Below are 26485 nucleotides of genomic sequence, written 5' to 3' on the forward strand. Positions count from 1 at the left end.
CGACGAGTCGCGTTCGAAGGGCGCCGAAACGGCAGCGTCTATCACTGCCGCTGCCGGCGGGGCAAATGCGGCCGGCGGATGGGATCATCCAGCGCGGTCGGCTTCCGGCATGGGACCGCTGACGGAGGAACGGTGTCGCTGGGCGCATCTCACCTCCGCTGCCTCGCCGAAGAGTCCCGGACGACGACGAGCCAACGGTCCTCGCCCGTCAGCGGCTCAGGAACGCCGCAAAGGCCGCCCGCGCCTCGTCGGAGCGGAGCCGTCCGGCGAAGATCTCGAGTTCCTCGTCCATGCGGGCGAGCACGTCCTCGCGGCGGCCGCGCAGCAGGCCTCGGGCGATCCGCAGCGCTTCGGGCGGCTTCGCGGCGAGTTGGACCGCGGCGCTCGATGCCGCCTCTTCCGGGGCGTCGACCAGCTTGTAGACCAGCCCCGCCTGCCGCGCCGCCTCGGCGTCGAAGCTCTCGCCGAGGACGAGCAGGGCAAAGGCCCGCTGGTCGCCCATCATGCGCGGAGCGATCAGGCTGGAGGCCGCTTCCGGCGTGACGCCGAGGTCGAGGAAGGGGGTTTTGAACATCGATCGCGGGCTCGCATAGACGAGGTCGCAATGCATCAGCAGCGTCGTGCCGATGCCGATGGCCAGCCCGTCCACCGCGGCGATCATCGGCTTGTCGAAGCCAGCGACGAGATGCAGGAAATCGCCCGTCTCGGCCGGCAGCGAGCCGCCCTCGGCGATCGCCAGGAAGTCCTTGATGTCGTTGCCGGCCGAAAACGCCCCCGGCACCCCGGCGAAGACGACCGCGCGGATGGCCTCGTCGGACGACGCCGCCTGCAATGCTTCGAGCATCGCGCGGTACATTTCGCGATTGAGGGCGTTCTTCTTGTCCGGACGGTTCATCCGGAGGGTCATGACGCCGTCCCTTACGCCGGTTTCGATCAGCTCGGACATCACGATGCCGCCTCGACGAGAAGATCGTGGGCGGCCGCAAGGCTCGCTGCCCCTGCCACCACCTTGTGCCTGAGGGACGACGACTCGGTCACCAGATTCTCGGCGACGAACCGGCAAAGCGCGATCCGCTGATCGTTCGGCCCGGCCAGTGCGCCCTTGGCAAGCCATATGCCGCCTGATGCAAGGGCGAAGAGCCTGAGATACGGAGCAGCGCCCGCGAGCGCCGCGTCGGTCTCCTTCGATCGCAACAGGCCGAGGAGATGGTCCGTCGCGGCCCGAAGATCGGCCATTCCGGCTTCGAGACAGGCGGCCGTCTCGCCGAATTCCGGCGCATTTCGCCGCGACAGTTCGGCAAGCGTCGACGAGAGTTCGGCAAACAGGCCGGACACCGCCTCGCCACCCGACTGGCCGATCTTGCGGGTGACGAGGTCGATCGCCTGGATGCCGTTGGTGCCTTCGTAGATCGGCGTGATGCGGGCGTTCCGCAGCAGCCTTGCGGCGCCGGTCTCCTCGACGAAGCCCATGCCGCCATGAACCTGGATCCCGAGCGAGGCGACCTCGCAGGCGACGTCGGTTGCAAAGGCTTTCGCGACCGGGGTCAGGAGATTGGCCCGCTCCTGCCAGAGGCCGGCCTTTTCCGCATCACTCGTCGCATGGGCCCGCGCCCGGTCGGTGGCGATGGCGCAGTTGAAGGCGATGGCGCGGGCAGCGTCGGTCAGGCCCTTCATCGTCAGAAGCGTACGGGCGACATCCGGGTGAGCGAGGATCGGGCTCATCGAGCCGGCCTTCTCGGCGTCGGGCGCCAGCCGCGTCGCCCGGCCCTGGCGGCGCTCGCGCGCATAGGCGAGCGCCTTGTCATAGGCGGCATCGGCGAGGCCGACGCCTTCCATCCCGACCATCAGCCGGGCGTTGTTCATCATCGTGAACATGCAGGCGAGGCCGCGATTTTCGTCGCCGATGAGGAAGCCGACCGCACCCGGCTCCTCGCCCTCGACCGTGCCTTCGCCGTAGAGCATGGTGCAGGTCGGCGAGGCATGGATGCCGAGCTTGTGCTCGATCGAATGACAGACCACGTCGTTGCGCCGGCCCGGCGCGCCGCTCTCGTCCGGCAGGAATTTCGGTACGAGGAACAACGAGATGCCCTTCACGCCCGCTGGCGCGTCCGGCAGCCGGGCAAGCACCAGATGGACGATGTTGTCGGTCAGGTCGTGCTCGCCATAGGTGATGTAGATCTTCTGGCCGAAGATCCGGTAGCTGCCGTCGCTCCGGCGCTCGGCCCGCGAACGAAGAGCCGAGAGATCCGAGCCCGCCTGCGGCTCGGTGAGGTTCATCGTGCCCATCCATTCGCCGGAGACGAGCTTTTCCAGATAGATGCGCTTCAGCTCTTCGGAGCCGTGCTTTTCCACCGCCTCGACCGCGCCGATGGTGAGCAGCGGGCCGAGGGCGAAGGGCATGGAGGCGTGGTTCCACATCTCGGCAACTGCCGCGGCGAGCGCCGTCGGCAGCGCCTGCCCGCCATATTCGGCAGGGCCGGACAAGGCGTTCCAACCGCCCGCCGTCCAGTCCCGGTAAAGCTCCTTCCAGCCCGACGGCATGGTGACGCCGCCGTTCTCGAAACAGGCCCCCACCTCGTCACCGATCCGGTCGAGCGGCGCCATGCGCTCATCCGCAAAGCGCGCCGCTTCCGCCAGAACCGCCTCGACGAGGTCCGGCGAAAGATCCGGGAGAAGCCCCTCTGCCATCGCCCCGTCGAGACCCGCTATGGTCCGCAAGGTGAAGGCGATGTCCTCGACTGGTGGCCGTGGCATTGTTTGATCTCCTCCGTCGCTCCGCGCGGCGAAGTCGATCGCCGGCTGTGCAATATCATCAATTATTCGAACTGTTTCGATTGAAAGCGCGTCGACGCCCGTCCACTTCAACTCCATATGTCGCGAGTGAAAGCGGACGGCGACCCTTTCTGCAGCGAACCCGCGCCTGCAAGGAACCCGGCCGCCCGTTCAGCCATTTCTTCCACGATACATTAGGGAGGTCTCGATGCGGCTTGTTCGGTTTGGCGAGCGTGGTTCGGAGCGCCCGGGCCTCGTCGACGAGGCCGGCGGCATCCGCGATACTTCCGATTACGTCGGGACCCTCGACGGCGCGAATCTCGACCCCGACCGGCTGGTGGAGCTTGCGGCGATCGATCCCGAGACGCTTCCGAAGGTCGCGGAAGGCGTTCGCCTCTGCAAGCCGATCGAACGCATCGGCAAGATCGTCGGCGTCGGGCCGAACTATTCCGACAGCGCCCGGCTCGCGGGCTTCCGGATGAATCCGGAGCCGACGCTGTTTCTGAAATCGGCGACGAGCGCCTGCGGCCCGAACGATCCGATCGAGATTCCCCGGCTGGCGAACCGGGTCGACTGGGGCGTCGAGCTCGCCGTCGTTATCGGCCGCGTCGCCAAATATGCCGGCGTCGAGGATGCCCAGCGCGCGATCGCCGGCTATTGCCTCGCCAACGACATCACCGAGCGCAACTTTCAGCTGCAGCGCGGCGGGCAGTGGACCAAGGGCAAGTCGCACGACACTTTCTGCCCGCTCGGCCCCTGGCTGGTGACGCCGGACGAGTTGTCCGATCCCGATTCCGTCGCACTGTGGCTCGACGTCAATGGCGAGCGCCAGCAGATCGGCTCGACGGGCGAGATGATCTTCAAGATCCCCTACCTCGTCTCCTACGTCTCGCGCTTCATGCGGCTGGAGCCGGGCGACGTCATCCTGACGGGTACGCTGGCGGGCGTCGGCCTGTCCTACGACCCGCCGCGCTTCCTGAAGGCCGGCGATCGGATACGCCTCGGCGGCAGCGGCCTCGGCGAGCAGGAAAATCTCTGCGTCGCGATCTGATGTGAAGCCCGGCGCGCCTTGTCGCGGTGCGGCGTTCATCCGCCCGCGTCCTTGGCGCGATCACTCTCGGCCCGCAGCGCGCCGAGGACAAGGACCCGGGTCATTCGATCGGCGAGGCTGCGCGGCCTTGCGAGGTCCAGCCTGCCCAGCGCGGCGGCGTGAGCGGAAGAGGGTTCGCCGCCCAGCCCGCGCCTGAAGAGCCGCGCCATCGCCGGCCAGTTGCCCTCGTGCTCCTTCAATCGGCGCAGCGCCGGGGCCAGCTGCCGCTCCTCCGCGGTGAGGTCGGTGCCAAAGGGATAGGTCGGCAGAACGTCGGCAAAGGGTCTCAGCGCGTCTTCCAGCTCCCGCCTGGAATTCCACCGCTTCGGCCGGTGCCCGATTTCGAGCTTTCGCGCCGCAACGGCTTGCCCGATCAGCGAGCCTTGCGCACTCTCGTCGGCAATGGCGATCATCGCCGCGGCGGTGTCGCGGTCGACGCGGCCCCGAAGGTCGGCGACGCCGTATTCGGTGACGACGACGTCCTTCATGTGCCGCGGCACGGTGGTGTGGCCGTAGCTCCAGCGGATGTTCGACTGGCGCCCGCCATTGCGGGTGGAAGCGAGCATCAGCATCGAGCGTGCGCCTTCGAGCGCGAAGGCCTGATTGACGAAGTTGAACTGCCCGCCGACGCCAGACACCACCCGCCCGTCTTCCAGTTGATCGGAACAGACGTCGCCGAGGGCGGTGGCGATCATCGCCGAGTTGAAGAAGCGCGCGTCGCGCCGGTCTGCGGCATGGCGGGCGCGATCATGGGCGGGCAGGTCGTTGATGAAGGAGATTTCGCGCATGGCGATCTTTTCCTTCAGTTCGAGGTCCATTTCCCGCAGCCGGCGATAGAAGCTCTCCGGCCCGACGAAGAAACCGCCATGGAGGATCTTGCCGTCCGATGCCTCTCGCCGGACGATGCCCGCGTCGATCAGTTGCATCAGCGGGTCGACGAACATTTCCGACAGCGCATAGAGGCCTTCCTCGAAGGGGCGGGTCTCGAGCTCGATCGTCTCCGGCCAGTTTCCGAGCGCCGCGAGCACAGCCTTGAAACGGACCGGGTCGCGGTGCCGGAGGATCAGCGCATTGGCGATGGCGTCGCCCATGCCGCCGATGCCGATTTGGATCGTCCCGCCGTCCTTCACCAGCGCTGCCGCATAGAGCCCGATGGCGTGGTCGGTCAGGGAAATCGGCTGCTTCGGCACGGAGAAGAGCCGGGCCTCCTCGGCCCTGCCACCTTCGAGGATCATGTCGAAGCGCGACACATCAAGAGCGGCCGCACTGCCCATGAAGGGCATCTCCCGGTTCGCCTCGCCGACGAGGAGAACCTCTCGCCCCGCGCCCTTCATCGCCTCCATCACCGGCAGGAGGTCGAGCGTCATGTCGGTATTCGAGCCGAGGGAATAATGCTCCCGGTCCTCGGAGGGCGCCACCATCTGGGCGACGACGTTGACGCCGCTTTCGACCACATAGCGGGCGGCATGGGTGTAGTTCGCCGAGACGTAGTTCTCCTGCGCCGCCCGGTTGGACAGGAGCGATCCGGCCTGCAGGAAGAACTCGATCACCCGGACATTCGGCGGCAGCTGCCCCTTCTTGCGGGCGTCGACATAGTCGAGCCGCGTCACCCCGTCATAGAGCCGTTCGGCGAGCGGGCCGGCGAAACGGCCGGCAAGGCCGCTGCCCCCCGAGGGAGGATCAAGCGACAGGGCGGTGAAGATCGTCAAAACGATGGACGGATCTCCCGCTGCCAGGCGATAGAGCGCATTGGCGACGTGGTTGCCCTTGCCGAGGCCGAGCGGCAAGGCGAGCACGATCTTCCTGCCGACCCTTTCGACGATGGCGCGGGCGAGTTCGTCCTCGTCGGCGAAGCGTCGCACCATCAGCCCTTGAGCCGCTCCCAGCCCGGATGCGGCTCGAAGCGAGGCCCGTGCTTGGCCGCCAGATCCTTCATCCGCTGGACGATCCCGTCGATGCCGCGCTGGCGCGCATAGTGGACGGGGCCGCCGCGGTAGGGCGCAAAGCCCGTGCCGAAGATCATCGCGCCGTCGACGATCTCCTCGTCGGTGATGACGCCCTCGTCGATGCAGGCGACGACGGCGTTCAGCATCGGCAGGATCAGCCGGTCGATCATGTCCGGATCGTCCTTGGAATTGTCCGGCAGCGCTTCGGGGGCGATCTTCTTCGGCTTGCCCTCGTCGTCATAGTCGTAAAGGCCGCGCCCGGTCTTGCGGCCGAGACGCTTCTCCTCGACCATCTTCGTCAGCCAGTCGGGGGCCGGCGGCAGCGTGTTTTCGCCGAGCCGTTCCCGCAGCGAGGTGGCGACGTCGAGGGCGATGTCGAGCCCGACCTGATCGGTCAGTTCGATCGGCCCCATCGGCATGCCGAATTCCTCGGCCCGCAGGTCGATGCGCTCCTTCGGGATGCCTTCGTCGAGCAGCACGAGCGCCTCGGCCATGTACGGCGTCAGCGCGCGGTTGACGAGGAAGCCGGGCGCCGAGCCGACCGGAGCCGGCAGCCGCGAGATCTCGGCGGCAAAGGCGGTGGCGCGGCGCGCCGTCTCAGAGGAGATCCGATCGTGCGAGACGATCTCGACGAGTTGCATGCGCGAGACCGGGTTGAAGAAGTGCAGGCCGACGAAGCGTGACGGGTCCTTGAGGCCGGCGGCGAGATCGGCGAGCGGCAAGGCCGAAGTGTTGGTGGCGAGCAGAGCGCCTTCCTTCAGCTGCGGCTCGATCGCCGCGTAGATCTTGTGCTTCAGCTCGATCTTTTCCGGCACCGCCTCGATGACGAGATCGGCATGGGAGATGCCGAGGCCGTCCGGGTCGGGGATCAGCCGGTCGAGGGCGTCGCGAACCTTCAGCGGGTCCTTCAGCACCTTCTCCAGCATCTTCGCCGCCTTCTTCACGGCGCCGCCGATCGGCTCGAGCTTGATGTCGCCGAGCGTCACCTTGAAGCCCTGCCCCGCCGCCCAGGCGGCGATCTCGCCGCCCATCGCGCCGGCGCCGACGACATGGAGATGTTTCACGCCTGAGGAGCCGTCCTTCAGGCCTTTCATCTTCTCGCGCAGGAAGAACACCCGCACGAGGTTCTTCGAGGTCTCGGTCTCGATCAGCTCGGCGAAGCTATCGATCTCGGCGCGCTGCATGGCCCTGGGGTTGCCGCCATGCTCCTCCCAGAGGTCGATCAGCTTGAAGGGCGCCGGATAGTTCTCCTGCCGCGCCTTTTCAGCCGTCTTCTTGCGCATCTGCCGCGCGGCGAACTGACGGCCAGGCTTGTAGCCCATGGCCCGTGCCTGGAGCGACGGGGACTTCTTGCGCAGGTCGCCATAGAACGCCGCCTCGACGGCCGCCGCGACATGGCGCTCCTCGACGACGGCGTCGACGAGACCGATCGACCGGGCACGCTTGGCCGGCATTGCTCGGCCGGTCAGCATCATCGTCATCGCCTCGACGGGATCGGCGATGGAGGGCGCCCGGAAGGTGCCGCCGAGGCCGGGGTGAAGGCCGAGCATCACCTCGGGAAAGCCGAGCGAGGCGTCGGAGACGGCGATGCGGCGGTCGCAGGCGAGCGCCAGTTCCAGGCCGGCGCCGAGGCAGTGGCCGTGAACGACGGCGATCGTCCGGCATGGCAGCGCCGCCAGACGATCCAGCACCTGGTGCCCCTGATCGAGGGCTGCCTTGATCTCGGCGGTCGAGGCGCCGACGAACTGGTTGATGTCGGCGCCGGCCGCAAAGCCGGCCGCCTTGCCGGAGCGGATGACGATCGCCGCCGGCCGCTCTTTCTCGAAGCGCTCGATATGGCCGGCAAGCTCTTCCAGCACCGGACGGTCGATGGTGTTGACGCGCTTGTCGGTGCGGTCGAGCACCATCCAGACGACGCCGTTGTCGTCCTTCGCGACCCGGAAATGTCCGGTCGGCTCGACGTCTCGTGCCGGCCCCAGTTCGAGATCGCGCTGCGAAAGCGCGTTCAGCATCCTGCCCATATCGTCCGTTTCCGTCCGCTGTCGCCGCGTTTCTTGTCGATTGGAATTCGCCCGAGCAAACGCTCAGGCGGCTTCGAGCAGCATCGCCCCGCCGAGGCCGCCGCCGATGCATTCGGTGGCGATGCCGCGCTTCTTGCCGAGCCGCTTCATGGCATTGGCGAGATGAAGCGTGATGCGGTTGCCGGAGGTGCCGACCGGATGGCCGAGCGCGATCGCCCCGCCGTCGACATTGAGCCTGTCGTGGCCGATCCTGCCGCCGCGTCCTTCGAGGCCGAGGACGCCGTCGGTGACGTCAGGCTGGTCGAAGGCGGCGACGCAGGAGAGCACCTGCGCGGCGAAGGCCTCGTTCAGCTCCCACAGATCGATATCCGCAACCGAGATGTTCTGGCGCTTCAGGATCGGCGCTGTCGACGTGACCGGGCCGAGGCCCATGATCGAGGGATCGAGGCCCGCCCAGTCGGAATCGACGATGCGGGCCAGCGGCTTCAGCCCGTATTTCTCCACCGCCGCTTCCGAGGCGAGGATCGTCCAGGAGGCGCCGTCGGTGATCTGCGAGGAATTGCCGGGCGTTACCTTGCCATAGGGCTTCTCGAAGGCCGGCCTCAGCTTGCCGAGATCCTTGACCGTGGTTCCCGGCCGGATGCCGTCGTCATGGTCGTAGACCTTGCCGTCCCTTGCGACAGCGGGCAGCATCTCGTCCTTCAGCCAGCCGTTCTTTGTCGCCTCGCCCAACCGGCGATGGCTCTCGATGGCATAGGCGTCGGCATTGCGGCGGGAGACGTCGAAGAGATGGGCGAGGATCTCGGCCGTCTGGCCCATGTTGAGATCGGTGATCGGATCGGTCAGGCCGCGCTCCAGCCCGATGACGGGCTTGAGGTAGTCCGGCTTCAGCTTGGCGAACATCCCCGCCCGCTCGCCAACGGACTTCGCCCGGTTGAGCGCCGCGAACCACTCGACGGCGCCGCGCCGCAGAACCAGCGGCGAATGGCTGAGCGCCTCGGCTCCGCCGGCGAGCACGATCTCATGGGTGCCGCGCTCGATGTAGCGGAAGGCCGTGTCGACCGACTGCATGCCGGAGCCGCAATTGATCTGCACGGTGAAGGCCGGGATCTCGTCGGAGATGCCGAGCCTCAGCGATGCCACCCGCGCCGGGTTCATCTCGTCGGCGACGACGTTGACGCAGCCGAGGACGACGAGGTCGATCGCCGCGACCGGAAAACCCTGCCGCAACAAGAGCGGCCGGCCGCACTGGACGGCGAGATCGACGGGGGTGAAGGGGCCGGGGCGCCCGCGCGCCTTGATGAAGGGCGTGCGGGCACCGTCGACGAGATAGACGGGGCGTGAATTCACTCGGCGGCCTCGCGCGGCTCGATTTGTTCGTTGCCGGCCTTGCGCCGCTGGGTGGCGTGCTGGTCGGCGAGCGGCGACACGTCGTGCGCGTGATAGGCGTCGACCGCGACCACCTTGGCGACCGCTTCCTTCACCGTCATGAGGCGCACGTACTCGTCCGAGGTGATAACGCCCGCATCCCGCGCGGCAAGGGGATCCTTCACCTTCTTTTCGCGCATCTTCTTCTCGATCGGCGCCGCGTCGCAGACCAGCTCGAAGGCATGTTCGAGGTCCTTGACAGGGTGCGATGCATGGCGCTCGCCGAGATAGACGTCCGGCGTCAGCCTGTCGCGCTGGGACGACGGGCGCATCACCATGTTCGCCACCTCGGTGGTCAGTTCGTCCGACGGCTCCTCGTAGGGAACGCCGAGCGGGAAGGCGAGGAAGCGCACCAAGACGGCGGCCCAGCGAGCCGGCAGATTGTCGAGCACGCCGTTGAAGGCGATGCCGAGGCGGCAGTAGCCCTTCTCCATGATGTACTCGATCAGCGGCTTGTCGGCCTCCGGGCGTCCCTCGACCTCGAAGCGCTTCAGCACCGCGCCGAGGAGATAGAGTTCCGACAGGATGTCGCCGAGCCGAGCCGAGAGCATCTCCTTGCGCTTCAGCGCTCCGCCAAGGGTGAGCAGCGACAGGTCGGAGAGCAGCGAGAAGGCGGCGGCATAGCGCGACAGCTGCCGCCAGTGGCCGGTGAAGGCGGCGTTCTTCGGCGCCGGGGCGGCGAGGCCGCCGGTCCAGCCGCGCGCGAAGGAGCGCCAGGCGGTCTTCATCGAATGGCCGACATGGGCCCAGAAATGCTCGTCGAAATCGGCGAGGCCCTTCTCCCGGTCCTCCTCCGACAGCGCCATCATCTCCTTCAGCATGTAGGGATGGGCCCTGATTGCCCCCTGGCCGAAGATCATCAGATTGCGGGTGAGGATGTTGGCGCCCTCGACGGTGATGCCGATGGGCACCGACATGTACATCGGCGCGAGATAGTTCTTCTCGCCCTCGATGATCGCCTTGCCGCCATGGATGTCCATCGCCCGCTCGACGCATTCGCGCATCCGGTAGGTGGCGTGAGCCTTCATGATCGCCGACAGCACCGAGGGCCTGTGCCCCTCGTCGAGGGCGGCGACCGTCAGCCGCCGGGCGGCGTCGATCGTGTAGGCATTGGCGACGATCTCGGCGAGCGGCTGCTGGATGCCCTCGAACATGCCGATCGGCACGCCGAACTGGGTGCGCACCCGGGCGTATGCGCCGGTGACGCGGGCGCAATAGGCAGCGGCGGCTGCGGCCTGCGACGGCAGCGAGATCGAGCGGCCGGCGGCCAGCGCCGTCATCAGCATCGTCCAGCCCTGGCCGATCTGCTTCTCGCCGCCGAGGATCCAGTCGAGCGGGATGAACACGTCCTCGCCGGAGAGCGGGCCGTTCTGGAAATAGCTGTGCAGCGGGATGTGCCGCTCGCCGTGAGAGACCCCCGGATGCGAGGTCGGCAAGAGCGCCACGGTGATGCCGAGTTCCTCGCCGCGGCCAAGATGGTTCTGCGGATCGAACATCTTGAAGGCGAGGCCCATGACCGTCGCCACCGGGCCGAGGGTGATGTAGCGCTTGTGGAAGTTGAGGCGGATGCCGAGGACGCGCTCGCCCTCATGCTCGCCATATTCCACGATACCGGTGTCGGTCATCGCCGCGGCGTCCGAGCCGGCATCCTGCGAAGTCAGGCCGAAGCAGGGAATGTCGCGGCCGTCGGCAAGGCGCGGCAGCCAGTAGTCCCGCTCTTCCTTGCGGCCGAAATGCAGGAGCAGTTCGCCGGGTCCGAGCGAGTTCGGCACCATGACGGTGACGCCGGCGACCACCGAAACCGACGAGACCTTGCGGACGATCTCCGAATGGGCGGTGTTGGAAAAGCCGAGGCCGCCATATTCCTTCGGAATGATCATGCCGAAGAATTTCTTCTCGCGCAGGAATGCCCAGACTTCCTGGGGAAGGTCGTGATCCTGCGAGGCGATCTTCCAGTCGTCGATCATCCCGCAGAGCTCGTTCACCGGCCCGTCCATGAAGGCCTGCTCTTCCGGCGAAAGCCGCGCCGGCGGGGTCTTGATCAATTCGTCCCAGTCCGGATTGCCGGAGAACAGCTGGCCGTCCCACCAGACGGTGCCGGCGCCGATGGCCTCCTGCTCGGTCTTCGAGATGGACGGCATGACGCCCTTGGCCCATTTGAAGATCGGGCGGGTGATCTTGTCCTTGCGAAACGACATGGAACGGCTCCCTTTCGGTTCCTTGCCTGGGGCGAATGCCGAAGCTGCCCCGAGTGCTGCCTAGCTGGCGGCCTGATACGCTACTTTTACGTAAACGTCAAAATCGTTCCTGTAGCGACACCGCCGCGAGACACGCGACAAGCCCCCCAAATAGGGGTCGAACGAGCGGGGTGAATGCCATCGATGGCCGCATGCCTCCATGTGCCGGTCCTGCCGGCCGTCAGGATCGCACGTGGCGCCCGGAAAGGCGGACAGCCATGGCCCAGCCCGCCCTGGCGCACTAGTTCGTGATGGGAAAGACCGACGAGCGCCGGAAGGCGTCCTGACGGCCGCCCCTTTTCCCTCGCCCTCCGGAGTGCGCCCTTGCTCACCGTCCACCATCTGAACAACTCGCGCTCCCAGCGGGTGCTCTGGCTGCTCGAAGAACTCGGCGCCCCCTACGAGGTCAAGCGTTACGAGCGGACCAAGGACCTGCAGGCCCCGCCGGAGCTCAAGAAGGTGCATCCGCTCGGCAAGTCGCCGGTGGTCACCGACGAGGGCCGCACCATCGCCGAAACCGGCGCCATCGTCGAATACATTCTCTCGCGGTATGGCGAGGGACGGCTGATGCCGCCGGAGGGCAGCGACGACTACTGGCAGGCGCGGCACTTCCTGCATTACGCGGAAGGCTCCGCGATGCCGCCTTTGTTCCTGATGCTCGTCCTGCAGATGATCCCGGATCGGGCGCCGTTCTTCGCCAAGCCGATCCTCAAGACCGCGATGGAAAAGGTCGACGAGATGCTGGTGAAGCCGCAGATGGCGCTGCATCTCGACCATTGGGAGCGCTCGATCGAAAAGACCGGCTGGTTCGCCGGCGCCGAGCTTTCCGTCGCCGACATCATGATGAGCTTTCCCGTCGAGGCGGCAGCCCAGCGTTTCGGCTACGAATACCATCCGCGGCTGCGCGACTTCCTCCTGCGCATCCATGCGCGGCCCGCCTATCGCCAGGGGCTGAAGCGCGGCGGGCCCTATGCCTATGCCTAGAACGCAATCGGGGCGCCAGCCTTAAGCCTGTGCCCCGACCCCGCCTCACGATGCAAGGTCCCCGTCCGGTCCCGGCATCGTCCCCGTTCGGAATATCGCTCAGAAGCGATAGGTGACGCCCGTGCCGATCAGCCAGGGATTGAGCTTGGCCTTGCCGGACAATTTGCTGCCGCCGACGACGACATCGAAATCCGGCTCGAGGAAGATTTTCTTGACGTCGACGTTCCAGCCCCAGTGATCGTCGATCATGTAGTCGAAGCCGACCTGCAAGGCCGCGCCGAAGGTGTTCTCGATATCGAGGTCGGAGGCGGCGTCGCCGTCTTGGTTGTAGAAGATCGCATAGGTCGCGCCGGCGCCGACATAGGGCTTGAACTTGCCGAAATCGGTGAAGTGATACTGGAGCGTCAGGGTCGGCGGCAGCAGCCAGGTCTTGCCGACGCGGCCGAGGCCGGCGATCGACCCCTCGCCATTCACATTCGCATAGGTCGTGCCGAGGATGAGTTCGGCGGCGATGTTGTCGGTGAAGTAGTAGCTGATGTCGAGTTCGGGGATCACCGTGTTCGAATAGGACAGGTCCGATCCATTGACACCGTCGACATATCCTTCGTCCTCGGTGAGGACGCCGAGGCCGCGCAGGCGGATCTGCCAGGGGCTCTGATATTCGACAGGCGCGGCAATGCCGGTGAGATCCGCGGCAGCGGCGGGCCCGCTCAAGGTGACGGCGGCAAGGGCTGCGCCGGCGAGGAGCGCGGCGGTCTGATGGTGGATGGGCATGGAATGATCTCTGCTGGGATTGGCGATTGGGACCGCCCCAGGATTAGTCAGTCTGACATGCGACCGACTTGATCCAGGTCAAACTCCCGCCACAATCGGCCAAGCCCCTTCCCCTGACCGAAAGCTGGCTCATTTGGCCGTCCGGGCGCCTGCGCCCGGTTCACGACAACGGAGGCTCGGCGGCATGAAATTCCTGGTGTTCTACGGCTCCTATCGCCGCGACCGGATGGGCATCCGCCTCGCGGACTTCGTGGTCGACGGCTTCAAGGCGCGCGGCGACGACTGCGAACTCATCGACGCCAAGGCGCTCGACCTGCCGATGCTCGATCGGATGTACAAGGAATACGCCCCAGGCACGGCTCCGGCGGCGCTCGAAGCGCTTGCCGCGAAGATCAAGGCGGCGGACGGCTTCGTCTTCGTCACCGGCGAATACAATTGGGGTGTGCAGCCGGGGCTGAAGAACCTCACCGACCATTTTCTCGAAGAGTGGTTCTGGCGACCGGCGGCGATCGCCAGCTATTCGGCCGGGCGCTTTTCGGGCGTACGAGCGGCGCTCGCCTGGCACGGCACCCTGTCCGAGATGGGCATGGTGGTGATCTCCTCCGCCCTGTCGGTCGGGCCGATATCGGCGACACTCGACGAGAGCGGGCGGCCGACAGGCGAGCCTGGCGCCCGGCTGGAAAAGGCGTTTCCCCGCTTTGCGGCCGACCTCGAATGGTGGGCCGAGGCGGCGAAGGGCCAGAAGGCGAAGACACTGCCGCCTTATTGAGGCCCGATCCCCTATTGGTCCTACCGAGGGGTGCATCCGACCGCGAGCCGCCTTATGATGACGCTACGTCATCATCGATCCGCGGTCCCTCCGATGAAACCTTTCCTCTCCGCCCTGTTGCTCTGCCTTCTGCCGACGCTGGCTTTCTCCATGGAGTTCCGCATCGAGGGCGAGACGATCCACGCCACCGGCCCGATCGAGAAGGGCGATGCCGACCGTTTCACCACCACCGTCGCGCCGCGGATCGACGGCCCCCTCTTCGCCGTCTCCTTCGATTCGCCGGGCGGCAGCCTCCTCGAAGGCATGCGGCTCGGCGAGGCGATCCACACGGCCTATGCTGGCACGATCGTCGAGCGCGGCAAGAATTGTCTTAGCGCCTGCGCCATCGCCTTTCTCGGCGGCAAGGCCTTCGGCAGCTACGCCCATCAGGTGCGCCGCGAGGTCGAACCGGGCGCCCGGCTCGGCTATCACGGCTTCTTCTCGGGCCGCGCCGATCAGGTCGAGTTGGTCAACGAGGTCCTCGACCAGTCGCGCCTCGTGAATGCGCTGCTGCTCGACTATGCGACGCGCATGCGGTCGGTGGATGGCGGGCTGTTGTCGAAGCTGCTGACGACGGCCCCGGCAAAGATGGAAATAATCGACACTCCGGCGGAAATCGCCGGCCTCGGCATCGGCCTCGTCGGCGACCCCCTGCCCTTGCCGAGAGACTGGCCCACCATTGCCTGCCGCAACGCCGTCCAGCGGATGATCGGCGCCTTTGCCGATGCCAAGCCGCGCGTCGGCTCCGACGCGAGAACGATGGCGAGCCTCGAAGGCCTGCGCCGGCAGATGCTCGACGACAAGTATCCGGCGGACGCAAACGCCGAGGCGGTGAGAGTGGCTCTTACGAGGCTCGATCCCTCCGATGCAATCGACCTGATGGTCGGCGAGCCGGTCTATGCCGACCCCGAAAATCCGCCCGTTCGCGTGACCCTGAACCAGGGCGGCGGGTTTCTCGGCAATGCCTGCTACGCGATGGCCGATGCGGGCTTCGTCACCACCATCGTCGTCGACGGCATCGACAGCAAGGCGACCTTGCGCCGGGACGATACGCTGTTCGCCAACGATCCAGACCGGCCGCTCTGGTAGCGGACCGGATGGTCGCTCAGCGCCCCTGTGTCATGAGGATCTTCACCGCGAAGGCCGAGAAGATGCTGGCGAAGAGATAGTCGATCGCCCGGGTGATCTTCGGCCGGCGCTTCAGCGCGCTCGCGAGCTTGTCGGCCGCGACGATCATCGCGAGGGAAAACGGCGTCGCGAAGACGATGAAATAGACGCCGAGGAAGAACAGCTTCTGCCCCGCATGGGGATCGCCGGCATGGACGAATTGCGGCAGGAAGGTCACGAAGAACAGGATGATCTTCGGATTGGAGAGGTTGATGCCGATTCCCGTCAGCCAGCTGCCCTTGAGCGAGGGCTGCTTCTTCTCGCCATTGGCATCCAGCTTGAAGGTCGAGCCGGTGCGGATCGCCTGAACGGCGAGAAAGATGAGATAGCCGGCGCCGAAGATCTTCAGAACGAAGAATGCCTCGGGCGAGGCGGCGATCAGCGCCGACAGGCCGACTGCGGCAAGCGTCGTATGGATCAGCGAGCCTGTCGAGGCGCCGGCATACGCGGCGATCCCCGACGCGCGGCCGCCGGCGAGGGTGCGGCCGAGGAACAGCGTCATGTCCGGCCCCGGCGTGATCGTCAGGACGAAACAGGCGACGGAGAAGGCGAGGATGGTCGAGAGGTCGGGAATGAAGGTCATGATGGCCGCATGGTTGGCGAGGCTGCCGACCTCTTTACGCCATTCGCTTCTCGCCCACCAGACGCAACGCCGGGCGCGCTTTGACAGGCGATGCAGAAGCCAATTATACAACCTTTACGATTATTCGAGATGGCGGACCCGCATGAGCATCGGCTTTTATCAGGTGCGCCCAGGCGACGAACTCTATCGCATCCTGCGAGCACATTACGGCGACGCCGCCTTCCTTCGAGATAGAGAGGCCGTCGTCCGGCTCATTCTCGAGAGCAATCCTGACATCAAGGACCCGGATCGGATCTATCCGGGCCAGATCGTCGTGCTGCCGCCTTCCGCGAATAGGGGCATTCACTCGCACTCCAATGCCCCTTCAGCCAGTGCCGGGATGCAAAAGGCGGCGCCCTTTCAATTCCCGTCGACTGGATCTTCGAAAGGCGTCGATGGGGAATTGCCACGTCTGGCGCCAAGCGCGAAAAGCGCATGCGGGATCATCAAATCAAAGCTCACCACCGTACAGGCACCGGAGCAGGATTTCATCGGCTCCATCAACATGTACGACGCCGCCCTGACCGGCTCAGGAAACTATTTCGATTTCGTCAAAAAGACCGCTCATGCGGCACAGGAGCCGATCCGCGAAATCATCGGCCTGCACGGAATGAAAAGCGCCGGGATTCTCAACAAGGGTCAATATGACTACCAGCGGTCGAAACGGATCAAGGCGGTCGAATCCAAGCTGGGCCCGCTGCATCGCCTCATCAACCCTTCGCGCAAGCCGGGCGAAGTGCTGCGCGTCGCACCGCACGCTGCGGATAAGCTCGCTGCGCATAGCGACCAGATTCGAACCCTCGGCCGCATCGGCAGAGCGGCGAGCCGCGGCAATGTCGTGCTCGGAGTGATCGATCTCGGTGTCACAGCGACGGCAATCAGAACCGCGGAATCCGACAAGGAGCGCACGATCATCGTCGCGGAGAAAGCTGGTGGGCTTGCCGGTTCTGCGGCTGTCGCCGGCATTGCCCTGATGGTCGTTTCCGGGCCTCTGGGTTGGGTCGGCCTGTTGACCATCGCGACTGCCAGCACCGTAATGGGCGTGGCTGGCGGGATGGCAGCCAAACACTATGCGGAAGGCAAACTCTATGACGACGAATGCACGGATTTCGACCTGAAATCCGACAAGGCCTGGCAGTGGATTCATCGGCGGCTCGCGCGTTAGCTGGCCTCCCCGTGTTCCCTTCGCCGCCGCTTTTGTGTAGACGCCCGATGACGCAAATCTTCAGCGGGCACACGCAAACATCATGGCCACCAAACGCGACGTCAAAAAGGTCGTCCTCGCCTATTCGGGCGGGCTCGACACCTCGATCATCCTGAAATGGCTGCAAACCGAGTTCGGCGCCGAGGTGGTGACCTTCACCGCCGATCTCGGCCAGGGCGAGGAGCTGACCCCGGCTCGCGAAAAGGCCGAGCGGGCCGGCGTCAAGGACATCCGGATCGTCGACGTGCGCGAGGAGTTCTGCCGCGACTTCGTCTTCCCGATGTTCCGGGCGAACGCCGTCTACGAGGGCACCTATCTCCTCGGCACCTCGATCGCCCGGCCGCTGATCTCCAAACATCTCGTCGACATCGCCAGAGAGACCGGCGCCGACGCGATCGCCCATGGCGCGACGGGCAAGGGCAACGATCAGGTCCGCTTCGAGCTTTCGGCATACGCGCTCAACCCGGACATCAAGGTCATCGCCCCCTGGCGCGACTGGGAGTTCAAGTCGCGCACCGACCTGATCGACTTTGCCGAGAAGAACCAGATCCTCGTCACCAAGGACAAGCGCGGCGAGGCGCCCTTCTCGGTCGATGCCAACCTCCTGCACTCCTCCTCCGAGGGCAAGGTGCTGGAGGACCCCGCCGAGACGCCGCCGCCCTACGTCTTCATGCGCACGGTCAGCCCCGAGGAGGCGCCGGACAAGCCGACCGTCATCATCATCGGCTTCAAGAACGGCGATCCGGTCTCGATCGACGGCAAGGCGATGAAGCCGCACGAGCTGCTCGCCGCGCTCAACGATCTCGGCCGTGACAACGGCATCGGCCGGCTGGATCTCGTCGAGAACCGCTTCGTCGGCATGAAGTCCCGGGGCATCTACGAGACGCCGGGCGGCACGATCCTCCTCGTCGCCCACCGGGCGATCGAGTCGATCACGCTCGATCGCGGCGCGGCACATCTGAAGGACGAGCTAATGCCGCGCTATGCCGAGCTGATCTACAACGGCTTCTGGTTCTCCCCCGAGCGCGAGATGCTGCAGGCGGCGATCGATCTCAGCCAGCGCAACGTCGAGGGCGAGGTTCGCCTCAAGCTCTACAAGGGCAACGTCATCGTCGAGGGCCGCTCCTCACCGAAGTCGCTCTATTCGGATGCCCTCGTCACCTTCGAGGACGACCACGGCGCCTACGACCAGAAGGACGCGGCCGGCTTCATCAAGCTGAACGCGCTTCGGCTCAGGACGCTGGCAAAGCGCGACGGACGCTGAGCCGGGCCGAACGCCCGCCGACACAAACGGACGGTGCCGCGGCTTCCACGACCACCCCATGAAGGGCGGCGCAGCGGCCCGCCCTCATCCGCCCCTCCGGCAAGCCCCACGGGCCACGGTCAGGCTGCGGGTTCACGGCGCGGCGGGTTTTCGCCGCGCATGTCCTCGTGCAGCCAGACCATGCGGTCGCAGAACCACAGCTTGCCGCCCATCGCGAGAACAAGGCCGAAGAGGGTCGGCCAGACCTGCAGGACGGCAAGACCGTAGACGAGCGGCACCACGCCGGCGGCCGACACGCTTGTCAGGAGCAGCGCCACGCGCCGGTGGTGCGGCGGGACGGCGCGCTCCCGCCTCGCGAGGAACAGCCGCTCGCCATAGGTCGCCCGCGCCGCCCAGCTGTCCTGCCGGGCGGGCGGCGCGAACAGCCGCGGATTGACGAAGACGAAGATCACGACGGCGGCGACGGGCAAGAGACACCACCAGCCGATCCAGGCCCGCGTCCAGAAGGCCAGGACGAGCAGCGGCAGCGTCGCCACCCGGCTCCAGACGCTGAGCGGGTTGGCGTGACGCGCCCAGGCCGCGTCGTCCATGCGCATCAGCCGCTCAGTGAGGGCGAAGACGTCCATCGCCTTGCGCTCCTCGCCGGCCAACGGCGTCAGCTCTCGTCGGCGAGGCCTTCGAACAGCGCCGTCGAGAGATAGCGCTCGGCAAAGGACGGGATGATGATGACGATGTTCTTGCCCGCCATCTCCTCGCGTTGGCCGACGATCACCGCTGCGCGCACGGCCGCGCCGGACGAGATCCCGACCGGAATGCCTTCGAGCCGCGCCACCAGACGGGCATATTCGAAGCTCTCGTCGTTGGCGACCTTGACGATCTCGTCGTAGATCTCGCGGTCGAGGATCGCCGGGGCGAAGCCCGCGCCGATGCCCTGGATCTTGTGCGGGCCCGGCTCGCCGCCGGACAGCACCGGCGAGGCCTCCGGCTCGACGGCGAAGATCCTGATCGCCGGATTGCGATCCTTCAGAACCTGTCCCACCCCGGTGATCGTGCCGCCCGTGCCGATGCCGGCGACCAGCGCGTCGACCTTGCCGCCGGTGTCGTTCCAGATTTCCTCGGCCGTCGTCCGGCGGTGGATCTCCGGATTGGCCGGGTTCTCGAACTGCTGTGGGACCACGGCGTCGGGCAGGCTCTGCACCAGTTCCTCGGCCTTGGCGATGGCGCCCTTCATGCCTTTGGCGCCTTCGGTCAGGACGAGATCGGCGCCCAGCAGCCGCAGCATCTTGCGCCGCTCCATCGACATCGTCTCGGGCATGGTGAGGACGAGCTTGTAGCCCTTCGCCGCAGCGGCGAAGGCGAGGCCGATGCCGGTGTTGCCCGACGTCGGCTCGACGAGCGTGGTCTTGCCCGGCGTGATCCTACCCTCCGCCTCGAGCTTCTCGATCATCGCCACGCCGATGCGATCCTTGACGCTGGCGATCGGATTGAAGAATTCGAGCTTGGCGAGAAGATTGGCCTTCACGCCATACTCCCTGGCGACCTTGTCGAGGCGCACCAGCGGCGTATCGCCGATCGTGTCGGTGATGGAATCGTAGATCCGACCCCGTCCCTTGGTTCGCGGCAGGCTGTCGGTGACGGGCTTATCCATGATGTCCTCCAAGTTTTTGTCCGGCATTCGCCGGGGCGAGATCTCGTTCGGCGCGACCGTTCGGCCTCGGGTCGGTGGCGTTCGGACCGGCGCGAGGATTTCGTCCTCACCGGCCTTACGCAGCTTGCCGCCAGACGCGGCTGCCCGGCTCGGGGAAAGCCGAACGGCCCATTGCGTCGAAACGTCGCTCGAAGGGAAGATAGGACGCTTGGCCGCTCGGTAGGAGGCCTGTTTTTCCCAATCCGCCCGGCATCGTCGGAAAAGCTTTGCGCGGCAGCCGCAGAACGCGAGGCGATCGGCAATGTTTTAACCAAATTGTACTGCCGGCAGCGACCTGATCTTCAAGAATATATCGTCAGGCTGAACGCCGACGCAGAGTGCATACGAGCATTCGAAACGTTGCGGGGCCAACGACATGCAGCCATCATCAGACCGAATGAAAACCGTCTGGGGGGAGTTCGTTCTTCTTGCGGTCGTCGTGACGCTCGCGACCACGGCCCTGGCGCTGTGGTTCTTCAAGCCCTACGGCGAGGCGGTCATGCTGAGGGCCGTCGGCTTCACGGTTGCCGTCGCCGTAGCGAGTGCTCTTCCCTATCTTGCCTATCTCGCCCTCAGGGTATCCTCGCTCTACGCCGACAATGACGGCCTGATGCGGGCAGCCCTGACGGACCGGCTGACCGGCGTTCTCAACCGCCAGGGTTTCGACCGGAAGTTCCGCAGCCATCTGCGCTTGCTTCTCGGCGAGAGCGACAAGGGACTGATGCTGCTTATCGTCGATGCCGACCATTTCAAGAAGATCAACGATCGCTTGGGCCATCCCGTCGGCGACATCGCCCTGAAGAAGATCGCCGCGACGTTGAAGAAGCTGACCCGCGAAAGCGACGCGGTCGGACGGCTCGGCGGCGAGGAGTTCGTCATCTCGCTTCCCTGCAGCAATGCCGATCAGGGCGAGATGGTGGCCGAGCGTCTGCGCGAAGCGATCAATCGACTGCATGTCGGCTCGCACACGAAGGGCGCCCAGCTTTCCGTCTCGATCGGCGGCGTCTTCATGCGGTCGCCGCAGCCCTTCGCGCGGGTCTACGAGGCGGCCGACGCCAATCTCTACAAGGCCAAGGAAGGCGGCCGGAACCGCTGCACCATCACGGCGATAACCGCCCAGGGGAACGGCCGCCTGCGCGGCGGCGACGGACTGCGGACCGCCGCAGCCGTCCCGTTGGCTCGCTGATCGGCCGCGCCGATTGGGAGGCGTCGATGTGATGGGCCGGCCCGATGGCAATCCGAGAGAATGCATCCGGCCGCCAGGGGGCCTCAGTTCTGCCCCGTCGAGCCGAACCCCCCCTCACCCCGAACCGAGCCGGAAAGTGCCTCGGCCAGCGTGAACGCCGCCCGCGTCACGGGGGCGATCACGACCTGGGCGATCCGGTCGCCGTGGGAAATCATCACCGGCTCGGCGCCGAGATTGATCAAAAGCACCTTCACCTCGCCGCGATAGTCGCTGTCGATCGTGCCGGGGCTGTTGAGCACCGTAACCCCCTGGCGCGCGGCAAGACCGGATCTCGGCCGGATCTGCATCTCGAATCCGTCGGGCAGCTCGACCGCCAGCCCCGTCGGCACCAGGGCGCGCTCGCCGGGTTCGAGGGTCAGCGGCGCCACCAGGGCGGCGCTGAGATCGGCGCCGGCCGCGCCTTCGCTGGCATAGCTCGGCAACTTCGCGTCTTGGCCGTTTTCGAGCCGCATGACGCGGACCGTCGCGCCTTCCGGTGATCGTGACACGCTCATTTCCTGACGCTCCGCCCGAGCCGCGCTGCAATCCAGCCCGCCAGCCGTCCGGCTGCCGCGTCCTTGGCGAGCTTCGGCCACTCTTCCACCCCATCGGCCGTGACGAGGCGGATGGTGTTGTCGCTGCCCCCCATCACGCCACCCTCAGGCGAGACATCGTTGGCGAGGATCGCATCGGCGCCCTTCCGTTCCAGCTTGTTACGAGCGTTGGCCAACAGATCGTCGGTCTCGGCCGCAAAGCCGACGACGAGGCCTGGCCGCTTGGCATGATGGCCGATGGTGGCCAGAATGTCCGGGTTCTCGGCCAAGGCAAGGCTTGGGGGGCCCTCGGCAGTCTTCTTGATCTTGCGCAGACTCTCGGCCGCGACCCGCCAATCCGCGACGGCGGCGACGAAGACGGCGATGTCGGCCGGCAGCGACGCCTCGACGGCAGAGAGCATTTCGGCCGCCGTTTCGACATGGCGCACCGAGACCCCTTGTGGATCCGGCAGCGTCACCGGGCCGGAGACCAGCGTCACGTCCGCGCCGGCATCGCGCAAGGCCGCCGCGATCGCATGACCTTGACGGCCCGAAGAGCGGTTGGCGATGTAGCGGACGGGGTCGATCGGCTCGTGGGTCGGCCCGGAGGTAACGACGGCCGACAGCCCCGCGAGCGGCCGCTCCTTCGGCGACAGGATGGCTTCGGCGGCGGCGACGATCTCCAGCGGTTCCGCCATTCGGCCGACGCCCGCCTCGCCCTTTTCGGCCATCTCGCCCGTGCCGGGGCCGACGAAGCGAACGCCGTCCTCGCCGAGCCGCGCTAGATTGCGGCGGGTGGCGGGATGCTCCCACATCGCCGGGTTCATCGCCGGCGCCATGAGGACCGGTGCGCGGGTCGCCAGCAGGATCGCCCCGGCGAGATCCTCGGCAAGCCCGCCCGCAAGACGCGCCATGCGGTCGGCGGTCGCCGGCGCGACGACGACGAGACCGTGCTCGCGGGCAAGGCGGATGTGGCCGACGTCCTGCTCGTCCTCGCGGTCGAAGAGATCGGAATAGACCCGGTTCGCGGCCAGCGCGCCGACCGAAAGCGGTGTGACGAACTCGGCCGCCGCCCGCGTCATCACCGGTGTGACGCCGGCGCCGCGCTCCTTGAGGCGGCGGATGAGGTCGAGGCATTTATAGGCCGCGATGCCGCCGCCGATGATGAGGAGGATGCGCTTGCCGGCAAGAGCGCTCATGGGGCCAGGGCCGCCGTCACGTCGGTCGCCGCGAAGTCGTCGCCCTTGAAAAGCAGCGGCGCATCAAGAGATTGTGCCAGCGCGTAGGAGAAGCAGTCGCCGAAATTCAGCTTCGCGGCGCTGCCCGAACCACGGTCGTAGCGCTGCCAGGCGACTGCTGCGATGTCGGCCATTTCCTTCGTGAAAGGTATCATTTGAATGTTTGTGGACGCGACCAAGGCTTCGAGCCTCGGCTTGTATTGCGAACCGATGCGCGCATTGAGACCGATGCTTGTCTCTAGAAATGAAGGAGCAGCCATTGCTGCTTCACGCTCGACGATCAGCGCGCCGGCAAGGCCTTCTCCATCGGGCTCGGACAGGAGGATGGCTACTAGTGCCGAGGTGTCGACGACAATCACTCGACGAAGCTCCAGAGCTCGTCGGTGAAGGCCTTCTGATCAAACGGCTCGGATGAAGGGGGTACCCGAAGAGCCATAATCGCTTCGAAGACGCGCTTCTGCTCCTCGGGCGATCGCACCGGATGGCCGACGAGGGCCGGCTGACCGAGAGCGATGCCGAGATCGGAAACTCCCTCGCCGCTTTTGATTTTCTCCAGAACCAGAGCCACCCGCCGATCCAGATCGGCTTCTCGTTCCGCCTTCGAGGCGGGAACATCGTTCAAGTGTTCCACGAGCAGCGATTTCGCCTCATCGGCCACAGACCGATTGTGGTTCCTGGCCATGGCCTCGAGACGCTCCAGCGCGGCGTCATCCAGATCGTCGATCGTCAGGCTTGCCATTCGCATCCTCCTGCCGGCCTGCATCTTCCGTCACAGTATCTAACCCTGCGCATTCCTCCCGGCAACGCAGCCGCGCGCCCCGCCGCGAGCAACGCGCCACCCCCGTCTCACCCCAAGACCAGCGCGCCCGCGATGGTGACGAGGGCGATCGCGATCACCCAGCGCTCGACATGGCCGAGGATGATGCTCGCCTTGCCGTCCTGGACGAGGTCGTACAGCGTGTCGTCGTTGAGGCGGATGCCGTTTTCGATCAGTTCGGGGAGTTCGCGGCCGAGGATTTCCAGGCCGACGGCGAGTTCCGGCGCCTTGCGCAGAAGCTTCATCCCGGCCTGAAGCCCGTCCCGCGCCTCCTGCAGCTTCGCCGCCGGGCCGAGTTCGGCCATGATGTATTCGGAAACCACCGGCTCGGCGGCGACCCACATGTTGAACTTCGGATCGAAGCTGCGCGCGACGCCCTCGACGACGACCATGGTCTTCTGCAGGAGGACGAGTTCGGGCCGCGTCTGCATTTCGAAGAGCTGGGTGATCTCGAAGAGCAGCGACAACAGGTGCCCCATGGAGATCGTTTCCGCCGGCTGGCCGTAGATCGGTTCGCCGATTGCCCGGAGCGCCTGGGCGAAGCTCGCGACGTCCTGGGTGCGCGGCACGTAGCCGGCCTCGAAATGCACCTCCGCGACGCGGCGGTAGTCTCGCTGGATGAAGCCGTAGAGGATCTCGGCGAGGAAGCGCTTGGAATCGCGGCTGAGCCGGCCGACGATGCCGAGGTCGACCGCGACGATCGTGCCGTCGGGCGCGATGAACAGATTGCCCTGATGCATGTCGGCGTGGAAGAAGCCGTCGCGCATCGCGTGCTGCAGGAACGACTGGACGACGGTGACGCCGATCTTCTTGGTGTCGTGCCCCGCGGCAATGACTGCGTTCACGTCCGAGAGCTTGATCCCGTCGATCCACTCCATGGTGATGACGTCGCGACCGGTCCGCTCCCAGTCGATCCCCGGTACGCGGAAGCCTTTGTCGTGCGCGACGTTCTCTGCCATTTCCGAGGAGGCCGCCGCTTCGAGCCTGAGATCCATCTCGATGCGGGTCGACTGGGTGAGCGTCTCGACCACGGCGACCGGGCGCAACCTTCGGGAGGATTCGACGAAGCGTTCGAGAAAGTCGGCGATGAAACGGAACGTGTCGAGTTCGCGGCGAAAGCGCGCCCGGATGCCCGGCCGGATCACCTTGACCGCGGCAAAGCGCTCGCTGCCGTCGGGATTGCGGATCCGCGCCTTGTAGACCTGGGCGATCGAGGCTGCGCCCACGACCTCGCCGAGATCAATGTAGAGGTCGTCGAGCCGTCGCCCCAGGGTCGTCTCGATCTCGGCAACGGCGAGGTGCCGCTCGAAAGGCGGCACCTTGTCCTGCAGCGCGCCGAGTTCGCCGGCGATGTCTGCCCCGACGATGTCCGGGCGCGTCGCCAGAAACTGCCCGAGCTTCACATAGGACGGGCCGAGCCGGTGCAGCGCCCGCGACAGCCGGTCGGAGCGGTCCCGCCCCTTCGTCGATCCGCGCTGGATCAACCGCGCGAAACGGTGCAGCAGCTTGGCGCCGGCCGGCAGGCCCTCGGCGGGAAAGGCGCCGACGACGCCCTCGCGCGCCAGCACGAAGACGGCCCGGACAAGCGCGAACGTCCCGGAAATTGGATTGGTCACGAGTCTCGCCGCCTGGCCCGGCCGGACTGGGACGCGGTCGGAATCACGCGAGCCCCCCGTCTACGGTTTCGATGAAGCACGGATGTTTCCGCTGGTGCGATGTCGACTGCAAGCGTCACCGGCGTCAGAGCTTCCATCCCGAATGGATGGCCGCGATGCCGCCGGACAGGTTGCGGTAGTCGACCCGCTCAAAACCGGCCTCGCGGATCGCCGCCGCGAAGTTCGCCTGGTTCGGAAACCGGCGAATCGATTCCACCAGATAGGCGTAGGAGTCGCGGTCGCGCGCGACGAGTTCGCCGATCCGCGGAATGGCATTGAACGACCAGGCGTCGTAGATCTTGTCGAGAACCGGCAGGTCGACCTCGGAGAATTCCAGGCACATGAAGCGGCCGCCGGGCTTCAGCACACGGTAGGCCTCTTTCAGCGCCTCGCCGATCCGCGGCACGTTGCGGATTCCGAAGGCAATCGTATAGGCGTCGAAATGGTTGTCCAGCAGGGGCAGTTCCTCAGCGTTGCCCTCGGTGAAGGTCAGATTGCCGCCGAGCTTCTTCTTGATCGCCCGCTCCGCCCCGACGGCGAGCATCGAGGCATTGATGTCGAGCACGGTCCCGTGGGCGCGGCCGCGCGTGGCCTCGACGATGCGGAAGGCGACGTCGCCGGTGCCGCCGGCAACGTCGAGGAAGCGATATTCCGGCCGGTGCGGCGGGCTGAGCCAAGCGACCATCGCCGCCTTCCAGGCCCGGTGCAGGCCGCCGGACATGAGGTCGTTCATCAGGTCGTAGCGTTCGGCGACGCGGTGGAAGACCTCGTTGACGCGCTCCTGCTTCTCGCCCCGGCCGCTGACGGTCGCATAGCCATAGGCCGTCTCCATGGCTTCGGCTCCGGTGACGCGCGACTGCGACATGACATTCGACCTTCGTTGCAACGCATCGGTTCGATGCGGATAGTGCGGGCACCCGACTCATCGCCTGGCGGGCAGCGAGAAGACGTCGCGCGGGACGGGCCTAACGGCTTCTTCGCGCCCCGCCAAGAGGCCGCCGCCAAGCGCCCAT

23 protein-coding genes are annotated in these 26485 nt (G+C 66.3%); 7 read left to right on the plus strand and 16 right to left on the minus strand.

Going from position 1 to position 26485, the window contains the following annotated elements; all coding sequences use genetic code 11:
- Positions 1-208: 208 nt before the first annotated feature.
- Together GTK09_RS08385 and GTK09_RS08390 are read right to left on the minus strand one after the other, a co-directional pair.
- Positions 209-946 carry a crotonase/enoyl-CoA hydratase family protein gene (locus GTK09_RS08385; RefSeq protein WP_163462665.1) on the minus strand — a complete coding sequence of 246 codons (738 nt, stop codon included), beginning with the start codon at positions 944-946 and terminating at the stop codon, positions 209-211.
- Positions 946-2754 carry an acyl-CoA dehydrogenase family protein gene (locus GTK09_RS08390; protein ID WP_163462667.1) on the minus strand — a complete coding sequence of 603 codons (1809 nt, stop codon included), beginning with the start codon at positions 2752-2754 and terminating at the stop codon, positions 946-948. Before GTK09_RS08390 ends, GTK09_RS08385 begins: the two co-directional genes overlap by 1 nt.
- 226 nt (positions 2755-2980) lie before the next feature.
- On the opposite strand from GTK09_RS08390, the gene GTK09_RS08395 reads away from it, so the two are divergent.
- Complete coding sequence (locus GTK09_RS08395) at positions 2981-3823, plus strand: fumarylacetoacetate hydrolase family protein (protein WP_163462669.1); 843 nt, start codon at positions 2981-2983, stop codon at positions 3821-3823.
- A 35-nt stretch (positions 3824-3858) separates the two neighbouring features.
- Here GTK09_RS08395 and GTK09_RS08400 read toward each other — a convergent pair whose 3' ends face one another.
- The 4 genes from GTK09_RS08400 to GTK09_RS27395 form a co-directional block, all read right to left on the minus strand.
- Complete coding sequence (locus tag GTK09_RS08400) at positions 3859-5727, minus strand: acetyl-CoA hydrolase/transferase C-terminal domain-containing protein (RefSeq protein ID WP_163462671.1); 1869 nt, start codon at positions 5725-5727, stop codon at positions 3859-3861.
- Positions 5727-7829 carry a 3-hydroxyacyl-CoA dehydrogenase NAD-binding domain-containing protein gene (locus GTK09_RS08405; RefSeq protein WP_163462673.1) on the minus strand — a complete coding sequence of 701 codons (2103 nt, stop codon included), beginning with the start codon at positions 7827-7829 and terminating at the stop codon, positions 5727-5729. Before GTK09_RS08405 ends, GTK09_RS08400 begins: the two co-directional genes overlap by 1 nt.
- 63 nt (positions 7830-7892) lie before the next feature.
- Positions 7893-9179 (minus strand): acetyl-CoA C-acetyltransferase, encoded by a 1287-nt coding sequence (locus GTK09_RS08410; RefSeq protein WP_163462675.1) that lies wholly within the window; start codon positions 9177-9179, stop codon positions 7893-7895.
- Positions 9176-11455, minus strand: coding sequence for an acyl-CoA dehydrogenase (locus GTK09_RS27395; protein WP_163462677.1), 2280 nt, complete (start codon positions 11453-11455; stop codon positions 9176-9178). The genes GTK09_RS08410 and GTK09_RS27395 overlap by 4 nt, the downstream gene beginning before the upstream one ends.
- A 363-nt stretch (positions 11456-11818) precedes the next feature.
- Between GTK09_RS27395 and GTK09_RS08420 the strand changes: the two genes are divergently transcribed.
- The gene (locus GTK09_RS08420) at positions 11819-12478 is read left to right on the plus strand and encodes a glutathione S-transferase family protein (protein WP_163462679.1); all 660 of its coding nucleotides are present in this window, start codon (positions 11819-11821) and stop codon (positions 12476-12478) included.
- Between the two features lie 99 nt (positions 12479-12577).
- On the opposite strand, the gene GTK09_RS08425 is transcribed toward GTK09_RS08420, so the two are convergent.
- Positions 12578-13252: an OmpW/AlkL family protein gene (locus GTK09_RS08425; protein ID WP_163462681.1), complete on the minus strand. Its 675-nt coding sequence runs from the start codon at positions 13250-13252 to the stop codon at positions 12578-12580.
- A 184-nt stretch (positions 13253-13436) separates the two neighbouring features.
- On the opposite strand from GTK09_RS08425, the gene GTK09_RS08430 reads away from it, so the two are divergent.
- Both GTK09_RS08430 and GTK09_RS08435 read left to right on the plus strand, forming a co-directional pair.
- Complete coding sequence (locus tag GTK09_RS08430; protein ID WP_163462682.1) at positions 13437-14021, plus strand: NADPH-dependent FMN reductase; 585 nt, start codon at positions 13437-13439, stop codon at positions 14019-14021.
- A gap of 93 nt (positions 14022-14114) precedes the next feature.
- Positions 14115-15149 (plus strand): COG3904 family protein, encoded by a 1035-nt coding sequence (locus GTK09_RS08435; protein WP_163462683.1) that lies wholly within the window; start codon positions 14115-14117, stop codon positions 15147-15149.
- 16 nt (positions 15150-15165) lie between these two features.
- Here the strand turns inward: GTK09_RS08435 and GTK09_RS08440 are convergent, their stop codons facing one another.
- The gene (locus tag GTK09_RS08440; protein ID WP_163462684.1) at positions 15166-15810 is read right to left on the minus strand and encodes a LysE family translocator; all 645 of its coding nucleotides are present in this window, start codon (positions 15808-15810) and stop codon (positions 15166-15168) included.
- Positions 15811-15952: 142 nt separating this feature from the next.
- On the opposite strand from GTK09_RS08440, the gene GTK09_RS08445 reads away from it, so the two are divergent.
- Positions 15953-17014, plus strand: coding sequence for a LysM peptidoglycan-binding domain-containing protein (locus GTK09_RS08445; RefSeq protein WP_163462685.1), 1062 nt, complete (start codon positions 15953-15955; stop codon positions 17012-17014).
- A gap of 82 nt (positions 17015-17096) precedes the next feature.
- Positions 17097-18317, plus strand: a complete 1221-nt coding sequence (locus GTK09_RS08450; RefSeq protein WP_163462686.1) for an argininosuccinate synthase — start codon at positions 17097-17099, stop codon at positions 18315-18317.
- A 119-nt stretch (positions 18318-18436) separates the two neighbouring features.
- Here the strand turns inward: GTK09_RS08450 and GTK09_RS08455 are convergent, their stop codons facing one another.
- Together GTK09_RS08455 and cysK are read right to left on the minus strand one after the other, a co-directional pair.
- Positions 18437-18943, minus strand: coding sequence for a DUF6653 family protein (locus tag GTK09_RS08455; protein WP_163462687.1), 507 nt, complete (start codon positions 18941-18943; stop codon positions 18437-18439).
- Between the two features lie 29 nt (positions 18944-18972).
- Positions 18973-19965, minus strand: coding sequence for a cysteine synthase A (cysK, locus tag GTK09_RS08460; RefSeq protein WP_163462688.1), 993 nt, complete (start codon positions 19963-19965; stop codon positions 18973-18975).
- A 436-nt stretch (positions 19966-20401) separates the two neighbouring features.
- On the opposite strand from cysK, the gene GTK09_RS08465 reads away from it, so the two are divergent.
- Positions 20402-21190, plus strand: coding sequence for a GGDEF domain-containing protein (locus GTK09_RS08465; protein ID WP_163462690.1), 789 nt, complete (start codon positions 20402-20404; stop codon positions 21188-21190).
- 83 nt (positions 21191-21273) lie between these two features.
- Here the strand turns inward: GTK09_RS08465 and dut are convergent, their stop codons facing one another.
- From dut to ubiE, 6 genes are all read right to left on the minus strand, one after another.
- A complete protein-coding gene (gene dut, locus GTK09_RS08470) occupies positions 21274-21744 on the minus strand; it encodes a dUTP diphosphatase (RefSeq protein ID WP_163462692.1) in 471 nt (156 codons plus the stop codon).
- A complete protein-coding gene (gene coaBC, locus GTK09_RS08475; protein WP_163462694.1) occupies positions 21741-22961 on the minus strand; it encodes a bifunctional phosphopantothenoylcysteine decarboxylase/phosphopantothenate--cysteine ligase CoaBC in 1221 nt (406 codons plus the stop codon). The genes dut and coaBC overlap by 4 nt, the downstream gene beginning before the upstream one ends.
- Positions 22958-23359: a type II toxin-antitoxin system VapC family toxin gene (locus GTK09_RS08480; protein WP_203560932.1), complete on the minus strand. Its 402-nt coding sequence runs from the start codon at positions 23357-23359 to the stop codon at positions 22958-22960. Before GTK09_RS08480 ends, coaBC begins: the two co-directional genes overlap by 4 nt.
- Positions 23356-23739 carry a FitA-like ribbon-helix-helix domain-containing protein gene (locus GTK09_RS08485; RefSeq protein ID WP_163462695.1) on the minus strand — a complete coding sequence of 128 codons (384 nt, stop codon included), beginning with the start codon at positions 23737-23739 and terminating at the stop codon, positions 23356-23358. The genes GTK09_RS08480 and GTK09_RS08485 overlap by 4 nt, the downstream gene beginning before the upstream one ends.
- Positions 23740-23846: 107 nt before the next feature.
- The gene (ubiB, locus tag GTK09_RS08490; RefSeq protein WP_163462696.1) at positions 23847-25433 is read right to left on the minus strand and encodes a 2-polyprenylphenol 6-hydroxylase; all 1587 of its coding nucleotides are present in this window, start codon (positions 25431-25433) and stop codon (positions 23847-23849) included.
- Between the two features lie 124 nt (positions 25434-25557).
- Positions 25558-26337 (minus strand): bifunctional demethylmenaquinone methyltransferase/2-methoxy-6-polyprenyl-1,4-benzoquinol methylase UbiE, encoded by a 780-nt coding sequence (gene ubiE, locus GTK09_RS08495; protein ID WP_163462697.1) that lies wholly within the window; start codon positions 26335-26337, stop codon positions 25558-25560.
- Positions 26338-26485 lie beyond the last annotated feature (148 nt).

It is taken from the genome of Jiella pacifica, from assembly GCF_010500815.1.
GTDB classification, from domain to species: domain Bacteria; phylum Pseudomonadota; class Alphaproteobacteria; order Rhizobiales; family Rhizobiaceae; genus Jiella; species Jiella pacifica.

What these genes read in the sequence shown, in the direction of transcription:
- GTK09_RS08440 (WP_163462684.1), bottom strand. Translation starts at nt 15,810, where the DNA reads ATGACCTTCATTCCCGACCTCTCGACCATCCTCGCCTTCTCCGTCGCC.
- GTK09_RS08430 (WP_163462682.1), top strand. Translation starts at nt 13,437, where the DNA reads ATGAAATTCCTGGTGTTCTACGGCTCCTATCGCCGCGACCGGATGGGC.
- GTK09_RS08400 (WP_163462671.1), bottom strand. Translation starts at nt 5,727, where the DNA reads ATGGTGCGACGCTTCGCCGACGAGGACGAACTCGCCCGCGCCATCGTC.
- GTK09_RS08445 (WP_163462685.1), top strand. Translation starts at nt 15,953, where the DNA reads ATGAGCATCGGCTTTTATCAGGTGCGCCCAGGCGACGAACTCTATCGC.
- GTK09_RS08465 (WP_163462690.1), top strand. Translation starts at nt 20,402, where the DNA reads ATGAAAACCGTCTGGGGGGAGTTCGTTCTTCTTGCGGTCGTCGTGACG.
- GTK09_RS08485 (WP_163462695.1), bottom strand. Translation starts at nt 23,739, where the DNA reads ATGGCAAGCCTGACGATCGACGATCTGGATGACGCCGCGCTGGAGCGT.
- GTK09_RS08385 (WP_163462665.1), bottom strand. Translation starts at nt 946, where the DNA reads ATGTCCGAGCTGATCGAAACCGGCGTAAGGGACGGCGTCATGACCCTC.
- dut (WP_163462692.1), bottom strand. Translation starts at nt 21,744, where the DNA reads ATGAGCGTGTCACGATCACCGGAAGGCGCGACGGTCCGCGTCATGCGG.
- GTK09_RS27395 (WP_163462677.1), bottom strand. Translation starts at nt 11,455, where the DNA reads ATGTCGTTTCGCAAGGACAAGATCACCCGCCCGATCTTCAAATGGGCC.
- coaBC (WP_163462694.1), bottom strand. Translation starts at nt 22,961, where the DNA reads ATGAGCGCTCTTGCCGGCAAGCGCATCCTCCTCATCATCGGCGGCGGC.
- cysK (WP_163462688.1), bottom strand. Translation starts at nt 19,965, where the DNA reads ATGGATAAGCCCGTCACCGACAGCCTGCCGCGAACCAAGGGACGGGGT.
- GTK09_RS08405 (WP_163462673.1), bottom strand. Translation starts at nt 7,829, where the DNA reads ATGGGCAGGATGCTGAACGCGCTTTCGCAGCGCGATCTCGAACTGGGG.
- GTK09_RS08395 (WP_163462669.1), top strand. Translation starts at nt 2,981, where the DNA reads ATGCGGCTTGTTCGGTTTGGCGAGCGTGGTTCGGAGCGCCCGGGCCTC.
- GTK09_RS08435 (WP_163462683.1), top strand. Translation starts at nt 14,115, where the DNA reads ATGAAACCTTTCCTCTCCGCCCTGTTGCTCTGCCTTCTGCCGACGCTG.
- GTK09_RS08450 (WP_163462686.1), top strand. Translation starts at nt 17,097, where the DNA reads ATGGCCACCAAACGCGACGTCAAAAAGGTCGTCCTCGCCTATTCGGGC.
- GTK09_RS08455 (WP_163462687.1), bottom strand. Translation starts at nt 18,943, where the DNA reads ATGGACGTCTTCGCCCTCACTGAGCGGCTGATGCGCATGGACGACGCG.
- ubiE (WP_163462697.1), bottom strand. Translation starts at nt 26,337, where the DNA reads ATGTCGCAGTCGCGCGTCACCGGAGCCGAAGCCATGGAGACGGCCTAT.
- GTK09_RS08390 (WP_163462667.1), bottom strand. Translation starts at nt 2,754, where the DNA reads ATGCCACGGCCACCAGTCGAGGACATCGCCTTCACCTTGCGGACCATA.
- GTK09_RS08425 (WP_163462681.1), bottom strand. Translation starts at nt 13,252, where the DNA reads ATGCCCATCCACCATCAGACCGCCGCGCTCCTCGCCGGCGCAGCCCTT.